Genomic DNA, 17,067 nt, shown 5'->3' on the forward strand with positions numbered 1-17,067 from the left:
CTCGCAGGCGTCTAACGGGCGCGGTCGATGCTCGGGAGAGAAGTATACGCAAACTGGCGTGTGTTTTGATTGTCAAAAGAGGTATTTGTAGAATAGAAACGATCATTATTTGATTACCCGAATTTGGTTTCAATTCAGCGTAGCACCGACGCCACATTTATATCCCCATTCCCATTACTCCCGTGCAGGAAATGCCACAAGTAGAGATCACCGTGCCGGAGCATCTGGAGATGCAGATCGCGCAGATGGTCGAGCAGGGAGAGTTCCTCAACCGCGAAGAAGCGGTCGAAGAGCTCCTGTCGACGGGCATAAAGGCGTTTAAGACGAGCGGGCCGCGAGACGACGAGGACTCCAGCGGGTTCGAAGACGAGGGAATGATGGGCCACGAAGACGAGTACGTCTTCTAATCCGGGTCGTTGCACGCTCCGGGAACGGCCCCGGCGGTTCACGGTGTGGTTTCGACGACGCTCGTCGGTCGTGTCCTCCGACGATCCGACGCACGTAGTCACACTACCGCAGAGCCGTGCGTATACCCCTCAACAACGTTTAAAGGGTGTACGCCCCGTATCAGTGGTATGCACAAAGACGAGCTGCTCGAACTCCACGAACAGATGGTGACGATCATGGAGCATTTCCGCGACCACGAAACCGTGGACAGCTCGCTTTTCGACCCGTACGACGAACTCGACGTCGACCCGTCTCACGTCCACAAATCGAAGAGCGAACACAAACACGCCGTATTCGTCCTCGGCAACGCCCTCGCGAGCGCGATGAGCGAAGACGAGTTCTCTCCCGCCGGCCGGGTCGGGAAGCGGATGGAAGAGCTGGCCGACGACGCCGAAAACAAGATCTGAGTCGGCGCCCCGCGAACGCTTAAGCGCACGGCCGCCCGCTGGCCTGTATGGTCGCGGAGGCGCTCTCGTCAGGAGTCGCGCACCTCGTCGCCGGCGGCGCCCTCGTCGTCGCCGCCCTCGCTGTCGTCTATCGGACCGACCGCCCGAGCGGCGCGTGGACTCGCGCGCTTCGCTCGCGGCTCCTCCTCGGCGTCCCCTGGGGGACGCTCGTCACCGTCGCCGCGGTTATCGCCGTCTACCTGTTCGTTCAAAGCGGGCTGGAGAACCCGAATCGACCCGTCGTGATCCCGTTTCGGTCGTGGTCGTACCTCTACCCGGAAGGGATGTTCTGGGCCGGGCTCGCCCATTCGAGTCGTAGCCACATCACCGGAAACCTCCTGTCGACGCTCGTCGCCGGCGGACTCGCCGAGTACGCCTTCGGGCACTTCCCCGACGGACGCGGCGTCGACGAGGCGAGCGAGACGGAAGACGGCGCGACGCGGTCGGGACGCCTCACGCTCGCCGCCGCTCGCGAGTCGCTCCCCACGCTCGCGGCGATCCGTGACGGTCTCGCCGCCGGCGACCGCCCGCTCGCCGCCAACCCCTACGTTCGAGCGTTCGTCGTCGTCCCCGGCTCGCTGCTGTCCTTTGCCGTCCTCTCGTCGCTGTTCGCGCTCGGCCCGGTGATCGGCTTCTCGGGGGTCGTGTTCGCGCTGTGGGGGTTCGCGCTCGTCTTCTACCCCCTCTCGACCGTCGCGGCGCTCACCGGGGCGACGCTGGTGAACGTGACCTACGAGACGCTCCGAAACCCCGTCGTCGTCGCGGAGGCGAGCGGGTCGTACGGCGCGCCGAGCTGGGCGAACATCGCGGTACAGAGCCACGCCATCGGGCTGATCGCGGGGGTGCTCGCGGCCGGCTGGCTGATTCGGTACCGCCGCCGGCGCGGTGCAGGCGACCCGACCGGTCGACGGTCGCGAACCGCGGGGCTCGCCGTCTTCGGTGCGGTCCTCCTGTTCGGTGCGTCACGACGGCTCTGGGCGATATACTGGTACCTCGGGAACGAGCGGTACGAGCTGTATCGCGCCGTGGGCCTCGGGCTGCTCGCGGCGTTGGCGGCCATCGCGGCGCTCGCCGTCGCCGGGCGCGACGAGCCGATCCGGTCGGCGGTTGCGGTGCCGGAGCCGGACACGATTCGCGGGAGCGTCCGGTCCGTCACGCCGGGGGCCGTCGGGTTCCTCCTGCTCGTCTCGGCGCTGGCGGTCGTCGCCGGACCGGGAATCGGTCCGAACCTCGTCGCCGTCGACGACGACGAACTGCCGGGCGACCCGATCGAAATCGACGGGTATCAGGTGACCTACGCGGAGAACGTCGAGGACCGGCTGGTGAGCGTCGTCGATGTCGAGGCGTTCGGGCGGTCGACGAGCGTCAACACCTCGGGGGTGATCGTGGCCAACGCCGACCGGGAGATATGGACCACGGCGGTCTCGAAGGGGAACCTCGCGTTCTGGGGGTATCGTGCGGTCGATGTCGGCGGAACCGGCTGGCGTGAGACCGTCTGGGTGCAGCGCGTCGGCTGGGTCGCGACAAACGCCGGCCCGGCGTACCGCGTGGACGCGGTGCGCAACGACACGCGCGAGACCCTGTTCGTGAGCGACCCCGTTCAGGCCGGCCCCCGGATCGACGGCCGGAACGTCACCGTCGCCCCCGTCGCAGGCGGGTTCGAACTGCGCGTCGACGCCGACGGCGACCGCGAAGTCGCCGCGCTCCCGGCGACCAACGAGTCGGTGACGCTCGAAGGGATCGAGTTCGTTCGCCAAAGCGACGCGGTGTTCGCCGAACGCGGGGAGACGCGCGTTCGGATCGCGACACGGGAACGCTACGAGGGGAGGCAGTAGCGGGTGAAGAACGGCGGTGAGAGAGGCGGTAGGAGCAACGGGCGACGGTGAGAGGGACGGTACCGAGCAACGGGCGATAACGAGGGTGAGTCGTCGTGGTCGCCGACTTACCGCCACTCGATCCGGTACACCTCCGCGTCGATGTCGCGGGAGTCGTCGGTGTGGTGATCGAACTGCGACTCGATGGCGAAGTCGGCGGCGAACGCGTGGGTTACCTCGCCGCCGTTGTCGGCCGCGAACGCCTCCACGAACTCGCGGCTCCCGCCGTTGTGGACCGAGTAGGAGACGGTCGCGACGCGGCTGGCCGTCGTGAGGAACTCCCTGTCGGCGTTCCGGTGTCCGTCCTGGGCCCCGAAGGGCGGGTTCATCAGGACCGTCACGGGGTCTGGCACGTCGAGGGGAAGGCGGGTCGCGTCGCCTTGCAGCCAGTGGACTGGCGCGCTCGCCGCGACGCGTCGCTGGTTTTCGGTCGCGGTCACGAGCGCGTCTCCGTCCAGTTCGATACCGATCACGCGCGCGGGGCCGCGGAGGGCGGCCGCCAGCGCGAGCATCCCCGTTCCGGTGCCCAGATCGAGGACGGTGCGGGCGTCGACGTCGCCGTGTAAGTCCGCGAGGTGGACGACGTGCGCCGCCAGGTCGGGCGGCGTCGGGTACTGTTCGAGGGCCGCGCTCGGCGCCTCGAAGCCGGCGACGACGCCGAGTTTGGTTGCGAGCGAGCGCTTCGACGCCATCGGATCAGTCGGACTCGATGCGGGCGAGGTCGACGCCCTCGCGGCGCGCGCGCTCGGCGAGCGCCGACAGCGCGGAGTCGACGGCGTCCGGTTCGGCGCCGTCGTCGAGGCGAACTTCGAGGCGCCCGGCGCCGAGGAACGACGCGGCGCGGACGAACTCCCGGAGGCGGTCGGCCTCGCGCTGGGTCGCGAGGGTGTCGCCGGCCTCGAATCGCGCGACGACGGAGAGGGTGGCGGGCTGGTAGCCGCGAGCGGACAGCGCGGCCTTGACGTCGCGGAGGTGGTCGGGTGCGGTGCTTTCGAGGTCGGCGGCTTCGATGACGATGGGGTCGACTTCGGCCGGGCGACAGCCCCGAAGCGCCGCGTCGATCCCGCCGGACTGTGTCGTGCTCATACCACAGGATATACCGCGGTAATATATAAGTTTTAGTGTATGTTCAGTAGTTATTCCTGCGAGCCGAAAAGCGACGAGTCGACACCGCGGCTCAGTCGCGCGTGCGAGGCCGACCGCCGCCACCGGTCACGTTTCGTGTTCAGGTCGGTGGTCCGACAGGGAAATGCGACGCGACGCGAACTCGTGAAAGGCGGCCGAGAGCGCCCGATAAGTCGTATCGGCGTCTCTGTCGCCACCGCTCGGTGTCAGTCGACGTGAGCGGCGTTACAGATCGGGACAAAGGTTTAAATGCGGCAATAACCAGAAACCTTATAATGGAACGTCCGAGCCGCCAGCGCCAACAGGAGCGGGAGACAGAGCGAGAATCGGACGAAGAAACGCTCTCCTGCCCGGAGTGCGACTCGACCGAGATCGTCACTGACGCTGACCAAGAACTGGTGTGTGAAGACTGCGGCTTGGTGTTAGACGAGCGGAACATCGATCGCGGCCCGGAGTGGCGGGCGTTCAACCACTCGGAGCGCCAGTCGAAGTCCCGCGTCGGCGCGCCCATCACGGAGACGATGCACGACAAGGGGCTGACGACGACCATCGACTGGAAGGACAAGGACGCCTACGGTCGGTCGCTCTCCTCGGAGAAGCGGTCGCAGATGCACCGGCTACGGAAGTGGCAAGAGCGGATTCGGACGAAAGACGCCGGCGAGCGCAACCTCCAGTTCGCGCTCTCTGAGATCGACCGGATGGCCAGCGCGCTCGGCGTGCCGCGCTCGGTCCGAGAAGTCGCCTCGGTCATCTATCGACGCGCGTTGAACGAGGACCTGATCCGCGGGCGATCGATCGAGGGCGTCTCGACCGCCGCCCTCTACGCCGCCTGTCGCCAGGAGGGGATCCCCCGATCGCTCGACGAGGTCGCCGACGTGTCGCGCGTACCGCAAAAGGAGATCGGCCGGACGTATCGGTACATCTCACAGGAGCTCGGCTTGGAACTGAAGCCGGTCGACCCGAAGCAGTTCGTCCCCCGGTTCGCGTCGGCGCTCCAACTCAGCGAGGAGGTCCAGTCGAAGGCGACGGAGATCATCGACGTCTCCGCCGAACAGGGGCTGCTCTCCGGGAAGTCCCCGACCGGGTTCGCGGCGGCGGCGATCTACGCCGCCTCGCTGCTCTGTAACGAGAAGAAGACCCAACGAGAGGTCGCCGACGTGGCGCAGGTCACCGAGGTCACCATCCGCAACCGGTACCAAGAGCAGATCGAAGCGATGGGCTTCCGCTGACCTCGGCGGCGATTCGAACGCAGACGCGGCGACTCGGACACGAACGCGGCGGGAACGACCGAGACGCACCGTGCGCTGTGAACCGACGTTCTACGGGTGAGACCCCGACTCCGGGGGCGACGCCGAACCGCTGTGATCGGGTTTTTAATCGACACCAACCGTATCGAGTGAGTAGATGTACTCTCAAATTCTCGTGCCGACCGACGGCAGTCCCGCATCAGACGCCGCCATCGAGCACGCGATCGACCTCGCGGAGCACTACGACGCGCGCGTTCACGCCCTCTACGTCGTCGACGGGGCGGCGTACTCGACGCTCGAAGCCGGCTCCGACATCGTCGTCGAAGCGCTCGAAGCGGAGGGCGAAAACGCCACGCGTCGCGTCGCCGAGGCCGCCGCGAACGCCGGCGTGGACTGCGAGACGACCGTCGCGACGGGCACCGCGTATCAGTCGATCCGCGACCACGTCGCCGAGAACGACATCGACGTGGTCGTCATGGGGACCCACGGGCGGAAGGGCCTCGACCGGTACCTCCTCGGGAGCGTGACAGAGCGGGTCGTTCGCACCTCCGACGTCCCCGTACTGACGGTTCGCCATCCGGTCGATGAGTAGTCGCCACTCGCGTCCGCGGTGACAGCCATGCGGGACTGGCTATCTCACCGGGTCGTCTCCTCGCCGGACGACACCGCGCTGATCCGGGCCGAAGACGGGGAGGCGTGGACCTACACCGACCTCGATCAGTTGGTCTCCGACATCGCCGGGCGCCTCGTGGCACACGGGATCGAAGCCGGCGACCGCCTCGGCGTCCTCACGCCGCCGTACGTCGGGACCGTCGGGCTCGTCCACGCGTCGATGCGGATCGGCGCGACGTTCGTCCCGTTGGCCGAGGAGTTCACCGGGCGGGAACTCGCCCAGCGCGTGGAGGGGGCCGACCTCGACGCCATCGTGTGCGCCGATCCGACCGAGGACGTCGCGCTCAGCGCGGTCGAGGAGTGCGAGTCGGTCGATTCCGTCCCGGTGTTATCGGTCGACGAGCCGATAGCCGAGGAGGTGACGGCGGTCCACGGCGTCGATCCGGAGCCAGTCGAGCCCGCGCGTTGGGAGGAGTCGGACTACCTCTGTGTCCTGTTTACGTCCGGAACGACGGGCGACCCCAAGCCGGTGCCGCTGACCGCGGGCAACGTGTACAGTTCCGCCGTCGCCTCCGCGTTCCGACTGGGGGTCGAACCGGAGGATCGGTGGCTCGTGTCGCTGTCGCTCCACCACATGGGTGGGCTCGCCCCCGTGTATCGCTCCGCGTTGTACGGGACGACGCTGGTGTTGCGAGAGGGGTTCGCACCCGGCGGCACCGCAGACGACATCGACAGTTACGACGTGACCGGCATCTCGCTGGTGCCGACCATGCTCAAGCGGATGTTGGACCGACGCGGCACCCTCGCCGACTCCCTCCGCGTGGTGCTGCTCGGCGGGGCGCCGGCCTCCGAGGAGCTGCTCGAACGGTGTCACGACTACTCGGTCCCGGTGTACCCCACCTACGGGATGACGGAGACCGCCTCACAGATCGCGACCGCGACGCCCCGACAGACTAAGGACCGACTCACCACCGTCGGGCGCCCCCTGTTCGGCATCGACGTGACGATCGTCGACGAAGACGGGACGCCGGCAGAGCCCGGAGCGACCGGCGAGATCGTCGTCGACGGGCCGACGGTTACCCCCGGCTACGTCGAGACCGGCAGCGACGACGCGGACGGCGACGCCCTCGACCGATTGGCGTTCGGCCCGCACGGGCTTCACACCGGCGACGTGGGGAAAATCGACGATGAGGGGTTCCTCTCGGTCCTCAACCGCCTCGACGATCGGATCGTCACCGGCGGCGAGAACGTCGAACCCGGCGAAGTGATCGAGGTCCTCCGGACGTTTGCCCCGGTCGAGGACGCCGCGGTCGTCGGCCTCGACGACGAGGTGTGGGGCGAACGCGTGAGCGCGCTCCTCGCGGTCGGTGACGTGGACGGCGTCGAGCCGAAGGGGGCAGCCGGCTCGACCGACGACGAGAGCGAAGAGACGGACGCCGATGCGGTTGAGACGGGTGACGATGGGGCTGAGACGGGCGATGAAGGTGAGATGGACGCCGATGGGGCTGGAGCAGGCGACAATGAGGCCGAGACGGACACCGATGGGGATGAGGCGGACGCCGATGCGGCTGAGACGGACGACGAGACGACGGGGGACGCCGAGGAATCGGAAGCGGACGAACCGGCGCCGCCGGTCGTCGACGAAGGGGAACTCCTCTCGTTCGCCCGCGATCGGCTGGCAGGGTTTAAGATCCCGAAGACGGTCGGGTACGTGGACTCCCTTCCCCGGACCGTGTCTGGCACCGTCGATCGGTCGGCGGTGCGCCGACTGCTGCGCGAACACGGACACGACCCGCGGAACGGGGACGCCGACCTCGAAACGGCCGGGTTCGAGCCCGCCGACCCCGCTGACCCGGACGACCAGGGCGACGTAGCGGAATCGGTCGACGGCGACGAGCCCGGACCTGTCGAAGATGTCGGCATCGACGAGGCCGAGCCTGCGAGAGACGCAGCTCGGGAGGAGGCCGAGGCGGCCGACGACGACGACTCCGAGGACGCCGACTCCGTCGAAGATGCGACCACCGACGAGGGCGAAGGCGACGGCGAAGCGGCAGCCTACATCGAAGACGCGGAGCCGCAGGGCGACCAGACCGACGAATAAACGCACCCGGTGTTTTTCGTTGTTCCACGAACGTTTTGACCACGGGGTCCACAGGGAGGGTATGGACTTGCTCGACGACAGCATTGTTCCGGAACACGCCAGAGACGTGAAAGCGGAGGCCCGCGAGTTCGCGGAAGAGTACATCACACCGAACGCCGAGGAGTACTACGAGTCGGGCGACTATCCCTGGGAAGTGTTAGAGGCGGGGATGGACGCCGGACTCGTCGCCCAAGACATCGGTGAGGAGTACGGCGGAAAGGGGTTCGACCTCGCGCAGATCCTCGCCATCGCCGAGGAGTTCTACCGCGCCGACGCCGGCATCGCGCTCACCCTCCAACTCGCGAGTTTCGGCGCCGAGATGGTCGAGCAGTACGGTACCGAAGCACAGAAAGAGGAGTATCTCCGTCCGGTCGCAGAAAACGACCAAATCTCGGGACTCGCCGTCTCCGAGCCAGAGACCGGCTCTGACCTCGCGGGGATGACGACAAAAGCCGAGAAGGTCGAGGGCGGCTACGAACTCACCGGCGAGAAGTACTGGGTCGGGAACGCCGTCGAGGCCGACTGGCTCACGGTGTACGCCAAGACCGGCGACAGCGACGACCGCTACTCGAACTACACCCTGTTCATCGTCGAGACGGACAGCGAGGGGTACGAGGCCGAACACATCCCCGAGAAGATGGGTATGCGCGCCTCCAAGCAGGGCCACATCGTCTTCGAGGACTGCTTCGTCCCCGAGGAGAACGTCGTCGGCAGCGAGGGCGGCGGCTTCTACGTCCTCGCCGACTTCTTCAACCACGGCCGCGTCATCGTCGGCGGGCACGGGCTGGGGCTCGCCGCCGCCGCCATCGAGGAGGCCGAGGACTTCGTGCACGGCCGCAACGCCTTCGGTCGCACGATAAACGAGTTCCAGGCCGTCCAACACACCATCTCGGATATGCGAATCGGCTTCGAGGCCGCGCGGGCGCTCAACTGGCGCGCCTGCGAGAAGGTCGCGAACAACGACAACGCGGGTTACTGGGCCGCGCTGGCGAAGACAAAGTCGACCGAAGTGGCCACCGACTGCGCCGAGAAGGGCATGAAGCTCCACGGCGGTCGCTCGAATCTCACGGACCGCCGGATCGCCCGCGTCTACCGCGACGTGCGGATCCCCGTCATCTACGAGGGCGCGAACGATATCCAGCGGAACCTCATCTACCGCCAGTCCCGCTGAACGCGGCTACAGTTCCGCCGCCAACCGCGCGAACGCCTCGTCGCCGCCCGTCGCGAGCGGGTCGCCGTGTCCGACGCAGGCGACTTCGAACGGCGGGGCGTGCGTCGCGAGCCCCCGAACGCTCGTCGCGACTGCTTCCGTGTCGTAACTGATCAGCCAGCCGGAGGGTTCGATGTCGCCGTCCGACGCCGAGACGAGGTCGCCAAGCAGGGCGACCCCGAGTTCCGCGCTGACGTACGCGACGTGACCCGGCGTGTGGCCGGGGGTGTGGTACGCCGTGAACGACCCGACCGTCTCACCGTCGCGGAGGCCGACAACGTCGAGATCGGGGAGGTCAGTAACGAGCCCGCCGAGTCGCTGTATCAGGCCCTTGTGGTTCCGGAGCGGCGGGGAGCGTGTCCCGCGGAGCAGCTGGGCGTCGAAGCCGTAGGCGTAGACGGGTGCGTCGAGGTCGGGCGCGATCGCCGCCAACGTCCCGACGTGATCGAGGTCGTAGTGCGTGAGCAGCACGCGCCCCACGTCCTCGACCGAGAGGCCGGCGTCGTCGAGTCCGGTACGGATCGCGGCCTCGTCCCACGGCGTCCCGGCGTCGACGAGGGTCGGCACGTCGTCGAAGACGAGATACGCGTTGACGCCGCGGCAGTCGAGTCGCCAGACGCCCTCCGCGAGTTCGGTCGCCATGGGAGAGCGTCGGGACGAAGCGACATGAACCCTGTCGTGACGCGAGACGTGCAGGGAGATCGACCGGGGGCTGAACCCCCGCGACGGCGACGAAAGCGCCAAGACGCCGGGGCGACACCACGACGTATGCGACTGGAGGACTACTGGGGGATCGGTCCGAAGACGAGCGAGCAGCTCACCGCGTCGCTCGGGACCGAACGGGCGGTCGCGGCGATCGAGTCGGCCGACGTCCGGGCCCTCGTCGACGCCGGTCTCCACCGAGGCCGGGCGACGCGCATCCTCCGACGAGCGAACGGCGAGGCCGGAATGGACGTGCTCGCGACGGGAGACGCCCGCTCCGTGTACGACGACCTCCTCACGATCGCCGCGGGACACGCGCTGACCGACCACGCCGCCGACCGGATCCGCGTTTTGACCCCGCTCGCCGATAGCGATGCCGTCGAGAGTCGCCTCGACGAGATTGTCGCGGCGCGCGACGCGTGGGCGGCGCTCGACGACGCGGAGCGCGACCGCGTCGTCACCGCGTTCGACGAGTACGACGCCGCGGAGGGGTCGGACCTAGCCGCCGTCGAGACCGCCGTCGCGTTGCAGGCGGTCGGCCTCACGGACGGTCCGTTCGAGGCCGTCGGCGAGTTGGCGGGAGCCGAACTGCGCGACGCCGCCGACGCGCTCGCGGATGTCCGCGGGGCGATCGATCCGATGCGAGCCGGCGAGGACGGCGACATCGAGGTCGCGCGCGGCGCGGACGAGGAACTGGATCGGCGACGCGACCAGCGGGACGCCGCCCGCGACCTCGCGAACTCGGCGTTCGACGTGCTCGACGCGGTGCGAGACGGCTCCGTCCGCGACTTCGAGGCGCTCGAAGCGGCGACGATAGACCACGTCGCACAGCGGACGGGCGTCGAACCGGCGACGGTGCGATCGGTCGCGCCGGACGACGCGCTCGACGCCGCCGACTTCGTCTCGGCCACGCTCAGGGACCTGGCCGCGGAACTCACGGAGGCGGCCGCGGAGCGCGAGGCGACCGTCGCCGCCGACATCCGCGAGCGGATCGGCGGGGCGGAGGCGGCGGACGGCACGGCCGACGGCGACGGGACGGGAGGCGGCACCGTCGCGGACGCGGTCGGGGCCGTGGCGGACGCCGCGTTCCTGCTCTCGCTCGCGCGGTTCGCGGTCGAGCGGGACCTGACCCGGCCCACGCTCGTCGACGACGGCATCGCGGTCCGGAACGCCCGGAGCCCGTTTATCAGCGGCGAGGTCCAGCCGGTGTCGTACGCGATCGGGTCGCACTCGCTCGCGGGAGCGGCCGGCGTGGCGAGCGCCGACGCGCCCCCGACCGGCGACCGGGTAAGCGTCCTCACGGGGGCGAACTCGGGCGGGAAGACCACGCTCTTAGAGACGCTGTGTGCCGTGGCGCTGCTGGCGTCGATGGGGCTCCCGGTGCCGGCCGAGGAGGCGGAGGTCGGCGCGTTCGACCGGGTCGTCTTCCACCGCCGACACGCCTCGTTCAACGCCGGCGTGTTGGAGTCGACGTTGAAGTCGGTCGTGCCGCCGCTCGTCGCGGACGGGCGGACGCTGATGCTCGTCGACGAGTTCGAGGCGATCACCGAGCCCGGCCGCGCCGCCGACCTGCTCAACGGGTTGGTGACTCTCACCGTCGACCGCGGGGCGCTCGGCGTGTACGTCACCCACCTCGCGGCGGACCTGAGTCCGCTACCGGAGCCAGCCCGGATCGACGGCATCTTCGCCGAGGGGCTCACGAGCGACCTCGACCTCCGCGTCGACTACCAGCCGCGCTTCGGCACGGTCGGGAAGTCGACGCCGGAGTTCATCGTCTCCCGACTGGTGGCGAACGCGAGCGACCGGGGCGTTCGGGCCGGCTTCGAACACCTCGCCGGCGCGGTCGGCGAGGAGGCGGTCCAGCGCACCCTCTCGGACGCGCAGTGGTCGGGTGGCGATGACTGACGACGAGTCGCCCGCATCGGCGGGTCCGGACCGACTCCGGTCGATCGCGGTCCACCGCGATGACGTGGCGACCGCGCTGGAGGCGACGCTCCGGAGCGACCGCGAGGTGGTGCTTCGCGTCACGCCGCCGTTCTCGGGCCGAATGCGGGCGCGCCTCCACAGCGTCGGGCCGGCGTCGGGGTCGGGGCCAGCGTCAGAGTCGGGGTCGGGGGCGGCGTCTGAGTCGGAGCCCACCGCAGAACACGAGGGAGGTGCCGAATCGGGGTCGACCGCCGAGCCGTCGCCGCTCCACGTCGACCCGCAGAGTCTCGTCGCCGACGCACCGCCGTACCCGGAGGTCGATCAGACGGCGGCGGACCACCCCGACACCGACGTCGACACCCGAAGAGAGCGACACACGGAGGCCGTCGAAGCGTGGCGGACGGCGGTTCGGGGGTCGGTGGTCGACACCGTTTCTATCGAAGCCGGCGACGGCGAGTCAATCGACGTCGACGTGACCGCGCTCGGGTGAGCGGCGAGGGTCTATTTATAAACGGACGCCGCGGCATAAAAAAAACAGAGCGCCGTCGAGGTTGGCCTACAGCCGCAGTCGCTCGACCGCGGTGCCGGCGTCGGCGAACGCCCCGAGCGTGTCGTCGCCGTCGGCCGCGCCGCCGGCGGTGTTCGCGGCGGCGACGACCACCGTCTTCGCGTTGAGCGTCGCGTCGAGCGTGAACTCGTACTCGCCGTCCGTCGGCGTCGCGAGCGTGGAGCCCTCCGCGGTGTGGAGCGCCACCGCATCGGCGGTGGTCTCACCCGAGATGACGACGTCGCCGTCTTGGTGTTCATCCGTCGCCGTCAGTTCCGGCGGGGCGGTGCGGTCGCGTTCGACGTATCGGTCGCGGACGACCGCCGGCGTCTCGACCGGTTCGCCGGCGTCGACGCCGTGTGCGAGCCGGATGAACCCGGCCATCGACCACGCGAGGGGCGTCGCCCCCCCGGTTCCCTCGCCGAACTCCCAGCCGTAGTCGGTGGGGTGTTCGCGGTCCCACACCTGCTCCGGGAGCATCCGGCCGGAGTTGCCGAAGCCGGCCATCGTCTCCAGCAGGGCGTCCGGTTCGAGCGCGTCCTCGTCGGTGCCGCCGAACCCGTCGGGGCCGTCGGCGCGGGCGCGCAGTTCGTACTCGCCGCGCTCGCCGGTGAAGATCGGCCAGAGGCGCCCCCGCCCGTCGCCGGTCCCGGCCCAGGGACCGCCCGGATCGCCGCGGGCGATTTCGCCGTACGCGTCGCCGACGTATCGGTACCAGCCGGGGCCGTACGGCGTGTCGACGCGGATCGAGTCGTCGACGACCGAGACGGAGTTGCGGACCACCTCGTCGTCGGCGGGTTTGATCCCGAGGCGGACCAGTTCGAGGAAGCCGCCGTCGATGATCTCCCGCTCGTCGTAGGTCGGGCCGTCGTTCGCGATCGTCCGCGGCCGCCCGGACTCGGGGTCCCCGTCGGCGGTCACGCGCACGTAGTACGGCGTCTCGGCGTGGCGTTCGGTGCCCGTCGCAGTCGCGCACCACTCGTCGACGCGGGCCGTCCAGTCGTCCGCGAGCGCGAGCCACGCGAGCGCGTCGGCGCGGAGCGACTCGGGCGACGCCTCGGCCTCGGCGGCGCCCCCGTCCGCTTCGATACGGTTCGCCTCGATGCGGTCGGCCTCGGTGACGGCGAGGGCGGCCCCACAGCAGAGGCCGGCGATCTCCGCGGCGATGCTCGACGGCGAGAAGCCGGCCTCCTCCTCCCAGCGCTCCTGGGCGGTCTCGGGGCCGTTGACGGCGATGTAGCCGAGCGAGCGACGCATCTGGTCGTACGTGTAGTCGGCGTCGCCCGGCGAGACGCCGTGCTCGTGGAGCTGCCACGCCATCACCGAGGGGAACGCGATGTTGTCCATCTGCTCGCCGCCCCACCGCGTCCGCCCGTCGATGTAGGTGTTCTGCGGGAGGAACCCGTCTTCGTCCTGCTGGGTGTTGTACAGGTACGCGAGCGCGTCGGCCCCGCGCTCGACTTCGCCGACCTCTATCAGCGCCGTGAACACCTGGTATAAATCCCGCGACCAGACGAAGTTGTACCCGTAGCCGCGCTTTTCTGCGGCGTACTCGGTCTCGCCCCACGGCACCGAGGGGCTGGCGATGCCCGCGCCGTCCTGTCGTTTGTCTTCGACGGCTGCGAGCGTCATCAGCGCGAATCGGTACTGCGTCGCCAGGTCCGGGTCATCCGTCACGGAGGCGGGGAACTGCCGGTCGTCGAGCCACTCCCGCCAGGTCGCGGCGTACGCCTCGGAGACCGCCTCGAAGCCCCGCGAGACGGCGTCGCGAGCCTCGTCGAACGCGGCGGCCGCGTCGGCCCCTTCGGCGAAGCCGAGCGCCACCGTGTCCGACAGTTCGGTCCCGCTCCCGAGCAGTCCGGCGAGCACGACGTTGCCGGTCGCCTCCGTAGCGCCCTCGTCGCGCTGTCCCTCGTCGAAGAGCGCTTCGGTCACGTCGTCGCCGCCGACCATCGCGCTGGCCCACTCGAAACCGCTCGCGCTGTCGACGGCGAGCGCGACCTCGAACGGGTCGCCGTCCTCGTCGACCAGTTTGCCCGCGTCGCGGTCGGCGTCGATCTCGTTGCGCGCGATCAGGTGGTAGCCGTCCGTCCGCTCGACGCGGTGGCCGCGGTCGTTGGTCCCGACGTTCCCGACGGCGGTGTCGGCGACGGCGTACACGTCGTACTCGCGGCCGCCCTCGAAGGTCACGTCGGCGAGAATGGCGTGTCCCTCGGTGTCGACGGCGTACTCGACGGTGAGCGTCCACTCGTGGCCGTGGCTGTCACCGGTCTCGCGGATCGTCTGTGTGTACGCGAGAACGTCGTCGTCGGTCGGCTCCGTGGTCCGTTCGACCGTCTCCGTGGTGGAGACGTGGCTCGTCTCGTCGAAGGTTCGGATCGTGTAGCCGGTGTCGGGGTCGGCGACGAGGAAGTCGAACGTCCGGAGGTTCATCACGTCGATACGGGGGAACCGCGCCTCGGTCAGCGCCCCCTCGGTCAGCGTGAACCAGACCGGAACCGGGTCGGCGGCCTGGTGGTCGGCCGGGGTCCCGACGCCGAACTTCCGGCCGGTCGTCCAGTGGGGCCCGTCGGCCGGGCCGAACGGGTCGTCGTGCGGGACCGGAAGGGCCCCGTGTCTCGCCAACGTCACCGTCGCGTCGACGCGGAGGGCGTGCGACCACGCGATCGGGGTCGCGCCGTCGAGGTCGCCGTCGTCGAACGCCTGCTCGGCGATCAGCCCGGCGTCGTTGACGAAGGGGCCGTCGGGCTCACACAGCGTGTAGAGGTCGCGGGCGGCCCCGAACAGTTCGCTCGCGTCTCCGTCTCGCTCCTGGACGAACCCGCCGAGTTCGGCGGCGGCCGTCGCGCCCCACAGGGTCGCTATCGACCAGACCTTCGCCGCGCCCTGCTCGGCAGTGCGCCAGTCGTCGCCGGTGAACCTGACGAGCCCCTCGATGTCGGCGGTCTCGCGGTGGAGTTCGTCGATCGTCCCCAACACGTGTGTTATTACGTGATCGAGGAACTCGTCGACGTCGACTTCGGGGGTCGCTTTCGCGGAACCGATCTCGTCGCGTTCGGCTCCGAGCTCCGCGTACTCCGTCACGGCGTTCGCGAGCGAGAGCGTGCTGGCGTCCGCTCGGTCGTCGCGGCTCTCCTCGCTCGCGCGCTGGGGGAACCGCTCCGTGTCCGGGTTCCATCGGTCGGCGAGGCCGGCGGCGGCGGCGTCCGCCGCGGCGAGCGCGTCGACTCGCACGTCGTCGGGGAGGGGCGCGCGAGCCGCCGCGGCGAAGGCGCGGAGGTACGTCGCGCCGGTGTGGGTGAACCGACCGAGCGCGTTCTCCCAGCAGTTCTGACACCGCTTCGGGAGCCCGTCGGATTCGGTCGTCTCGTGGAGGAACGCGAGGGCGTCGGCGAGCGTGTCGTCGATCCGGTCGCACCACTCCGCCGGGAGGTCTGCGGTTCGTCGGAGACGGGCGAGAAAGGCGACGACCGACGCGGCCTGGTCCAGCTGGTCGTTCGGGCCGGCGGTGTCGTTCGCGCCCTCGATCCGGGCGTTCGCCCAGCCGGGAGCCACCTTTCCGGAGTCGGCCCACACCCGGTGGGGCCACGAGCCGTCGGCGTCCTGCGTGCGACAGAAGAACGAGGCCGTCGCGAGCAGTTCCTCGTCGGCATCCAAGCCGAGTTCATCGCTCGCACCGAGGAGGGCGAGCGACGCCTCGGCCTCGTCGCGGAACCACGTGTAGCCGTAGCCACCGGAGGTCGCATAAAAGGGGTCGAACTCCGGGGCCGCGATCCGCGCGCCCGACTCGGCGGTCAGCAAGTCGAGGGCGCGGAGGTCGCTCGCGACCACCGACCGCCGCGGCGTGTCCTCGGGGACCGTCGGACCGCGGCCTTCGGCGGCCTCTCGCAGGTCGTTGGCGTCCGGGTACGCGGTCGCGATCCGGGACAGTTCGTCGATCCGCCGCTGGCGGTTGGGGCCGTCGGAGACCGCGTCTTTCGCGTCGTCGCCGCGCTCGCGGCTCTCACGTCGGTCGAGGACCGCGCGGCTCGCGAGCGTGACGCGCTCCGTCCGGCCGTCGCGCTCGAACGGCGCGCGGACGACGACGTTGGGCGTGAGCCGGGAGTCCTCTCGCTGGTCGATTTCGCCCCGCTGGTCGATGGCGCCGCGGTGACCGAACTCCTCGCCGCCTTTGCCGGCCAGTTCGGAGATGCTCCGGAGTCGCTGCCCGTGTGCGGCCGACAGGCCGGTCGACGCGGTGAGGAAGTCGTGTTCGTTTCGGTGGTACACCTCGACGACACTGCCGTCGTCGGGGCCGGCCCCCTCGTGAACGAGGTTGCCGATCCGCCCCTCGACCATGTCGGGCGAGAACGCACAGGCGGCGACCAGTTCGGCGTCTGCCGGCGGCGCGCCGCGCAGTTCGACGTGCGTGAGGTGGGTGTCGCTCACAACCAGGTCGAACTGGTGGATCGTGTACCGTCCGGCGTCGTACTCGGTCTCGACGAGCGGCGTGTCGCCGTCGTAGTGCTGGCGCGTCGTCGTCAGGTCGTCGAGCCATCGAACGCCTCGACCGGCGGTGATCCCCATACGGAGCCGGTCCGCGCCGCCGATACCGGAAAGGGAGTACGAACAGTCGTGGACGGTGCCGTTCCGTCCGACGTGGACCAGCCGTCCGTCGTCGCCCGTGAACGCGCCGGCGGTCGTCGGTCGCTCCGCCGGGTAGCGCTCGCCGCGCCGACGTTCGTGTTGCGTGAGAGCGGTTCGCAGTCGCATGGGTGCACTGCGATTCCCGAGGTGAAAGCCTTGACGAAC

The 17,067-nt window shown here is 69.4% G+C and carries 13 protein-coding genes; 9 read left to right on the forward strand and 4 right to left on the reverse strand.

The window, feature by feature from the left end; genetic code table 11:
- Positions 1-191: 191 nt before the first annotated feature.
- The 3 genes from DOS48_RS21105 to DOS48_RS21115 all read left to right on the forward strand — a co-directional run bounded on the left by DOS48_RS21105 (position 192) and on the right by DOS48_RS21115 (position 2,728).
- Entirely contained in the window at positions 192-407 is a 216-nt protein-coding gene (locus DOS48_RS21105) for a surface glycoprotein precursor (RefSeq protein ID WP_004045951.1), read from the forward strand.
- Between the two features lie 168 nt (positions 408-575).
- Complete coding sequence (locus DOS48_RS21110; RefSeq protein ID WP_127117618.1) at positions 576-854, forward strand: UPF0058 family protein; 279 nt, start codon at positions 576-578, stop codon at positions 852-854.
- A gap of 47 nt (positions 855-901) precedes the next feature.
- Positions 902-2,728 (forward strand): rhomboid family protein, encoded by a 1,827-nt coding sequence (locus tag DOS48_RS21115; RefSeq protein WP_127117619.1) that lies wholly within the window; start codon positions 902-904, stop codon positions 2,726-2,728.
- A 107-nt stretch (positions 2,729-2,835) separates the two neighbouring features.
- Here DOS48_RS21115 and DOS48_RS21120 read toward each other — a convergent pair whose 3' ends face one another.
- Positions 2,836-3,459 (reverse strand): METTL5 family protein, encoded by a 624-nt coding sequence (locus tag DOS48_RS21120; RefSeq protein ID WP_127117620.1) that lies wholly within the window; start codon positions 3,457-3,459, stop codon positions 2,836-2,838.
- A gap of 4 nt (positions 3,460-3,463) precedes the next feature.
- Positions 3,464-3,853 (reverse strand): hypothetical protein, encoded by a 390-nt coding sequence (locus tag DOS48_RS21125; RefSeq protein ID WP_127117621.1) that lies wholly within the window; start codon positions 3,851-3,853, stop codon positions 3,464-3,466.
- Between the two features lie 314 nt (positions 3,854-4,167).
- On the opposite strand from DOS48_RS21125, the gene DOS48_RS21130 reads away from it, so the two are divergent.
- From DOS48_RS21130 to DOS48_RS21145, 4 genes are all read left to right on the forward strand, one after another.
- Positions 4,168-5,121 carry a transcription initiation factor IIB family protein gene (locus tag DOS48_RS21130; protein WP_015910224.1) on the forward strand — a complete coding sequence of 318 codons (954 nt, stop codon included), beginning with the start codon at positions 4,168-4,170 and terminating at the stop codon, positions 5,119-5,121.
- Positions 5,122-5,296: 175 nt separating this feature from the next.
- Positions 5,297-5,731: a universal stress protein gene (locus DOS48_RS21135; RefSeq protein ID WP_127117622.1), complete on the forward strand. Its 435-nt coding sequence runs from the start codon at positions 5,297-5,299 to the stop codon at positions 5,729-5,731.
- A gap of 27 nt (positions 5,732-5,758) precedes the next feature.
- On the forward strand, positions 5,759-7,852 hold the full coding sequence (locus DOS48_RS21140) for an AMP-binding protein (protein WP_127117623.1): 2,094 nt from the start codon (positions 5,759-5,761) through the stop codon (positions 7,850-7,852).
- Positions 7,853-7,913: 61 nt separating this feature from the next.
- Complete coding sequence (locus DOS48_RS21145; RefSeq protein ID WP_127117624.1) at positions 7,914-9,062, forward strand: acyl-CoA dehydrogenase family protein; 1,149 nt, start codon at positions 7,914-7,916, stop codon at positions 9,060-9,062.
- A gap of 6 nt (positions 9,063-9,068) precedes the next feature.
- Here the strand turns inward: DOS48_RS21145 and DOS48_RS21150 are convergent, their stop codons facing one another.
- Positions 9,069-9,743, reverse strand: a complete 675-nt coding sequence (locus DOS48_RS21150) for an MBL fold metallo-hydrolase (RefSeq protein ID WP_127117625.1) — start codon at positions 9,741-9,743, stop codon at positions 9,069-9,071.
- 126 nt (positions 9,744-9,869) lie between these two features.
- Between DOS48_RS21150 and DOS48_RS21155 the strand changes: the two genes are divergently transcribed.
- Both DOS48_RS21155 and DOS48_RS21160 read left to right on the forward strand, forming a co-directional pair.
- The gene (locus tag DOS48_RS21155; protein ID WP_127117626.1) at positions 9,870-11,708 is read left to right on the forward strand and encodes a DNA mismatch repair protein; all 1,839 of its coding nucleotides are present in this window, start codon (positions 9,870-9,872) and stop codon (positions 11,706-11,708) included.
- Positions 11,701-12,219 carry a hypothetical protein gene (locus DOS48_RS21160; protein WP_127117627.1) on the forward strand — a complete coding sequence of 173 codons (519 nt, stop codon included), beginning with the start codon at positions 11,701-11,703 and terminating at the stop codon, positions 12,217-12,219. Before DOS48_RS21155 ends, DOS48_RS21160 begins: the two co-directional genes overlap by 8 nt.
- Positions 12,220-12,285: 66 nt before the next feature.
- Here the strand turns inward: DOS48_RS21160 and DOS48_RS21165 are convergent, their stop codons facing one another.
- Positions 12,286-17,028: a glycoside hydrolase family 15 protein gene (locus tag DOS48_RS21165; RefSeq protein WP_127117628.1), complete on the reverse strand. Its 4,743-nt coding sequence runs from the start codon at positions 17,026-17,028 to the stop codon at positions 12,286-12,288.
- Positions 17,029-17,067: the final 39 nt, after the last annotated feature.

Origin of the sequence: Halorubrum sp. PV6, assembly GCF_003990725.2 — an archaeon.
Lineage (GTDB): Archaea > Halobacteriota > Halobacteria > Halobacteriales > Haloferacaceae > Halorubrum.

What these genes read in the sequence shown, in the direction of transcription:
- DOS48_RS21105 (WP_004045951.1), top strand. Translation starts at nt 192, where the DNA reads ATGCCACAAGTAGAGATCACCGTGCCGGAGCATCTGGAGATGCAGATC.
- DOS48_RS21110 (WP_127117618.1), top strand. Translation starts at nt 576, where the DNA reads ATGCACAAAGACGAGCTGCTCGAACTCCACGAACAGATGGTGACGATC.
- DOS48_RS21115 (WP_127117619.1), top strand. Translation starts at nt 902, where the DNA reads ATGGTCGCGGAGGCGCTCTCGTCAGGAGTCGCGCACCTCGTCGCCGGC.
- DOS48_RS21120 (WP_127117620.1), bottom strand. Translation starts at nt 3,459, where the DNA reads ATGGCGTCGAAGCGCTCGCTCGCAACCAAACTCGGCGTCGTCGCCGGC.
- DOS48_RS21125 (WP_127117621.1), bottom strand. Translation starts at nt 3,853, where the DNA reads ATGAGCACGACACAGTCCGGCGGGATCGACGCGGCGCTTCGGGGCTGT.
- DOS48_RS21130 (WP_015910224.1), top strand. Translation starts at nt 4,168, where the DNA reads ATGGAACGTCCGAGCCGCCAGCGCCAACAGGAGCGGGAGACAGAGCGA.
- DOS48_RS21135 (WP_127117622.1), top strand. Translation starts at nt 5,297, where the DNA reads ATGTACTCTCAAATTCTCGTGCCGACCGACGGCAGTCCCGCATCAGAC.
- DOS48_RS21140 (WP_127117623.1), top strand. Translation starts at nt 5,759, where the DNA reads ATGCGGGACTGGCTATCTCACCGGGTCGTCTCCTCGCCGGACGACACC.
- DOS48_RS21145 (WP_127117624.1), top strand. Translation starts at nt 7,914, where the DNA reads ATGGACTTGCTCGACGACAGCATTGTTCCGGAACACGCCAGAGACGTG.
- DOS48_RS21150 (WP_127117625.1), bottom strand. Translation starts at nt 9,743, where the DNA reads ATGGCGACCGAACTCGCGGAGGGCGTCTGGCGACTCGACTGCCGCGGC.
- DOS48_RS21155 (WP_127117626.1), top strand. Translation starts at nt 9,870, where the DNA reads ATGCGACTGGAGGACTACTGGGGGATCGGTCCGAAGACGAGCGAGCAG.
- DOS48_RS21160 (WP_127117627.1), top strand. Translation starts at nt 11,701, where the DNA reads ATGACTGACGACGAGTCGCCCGCATCGGCGGGTCCGGACCGACTCCGG.
- DOS48_RS21165 (WP_127117628.1), bottom strand. Translation starts at nt 17,028, where the DNA reads ATGCGACTGCGAACCGCTCTCACGCAACACGAACGTCGGCGCGGCGAG.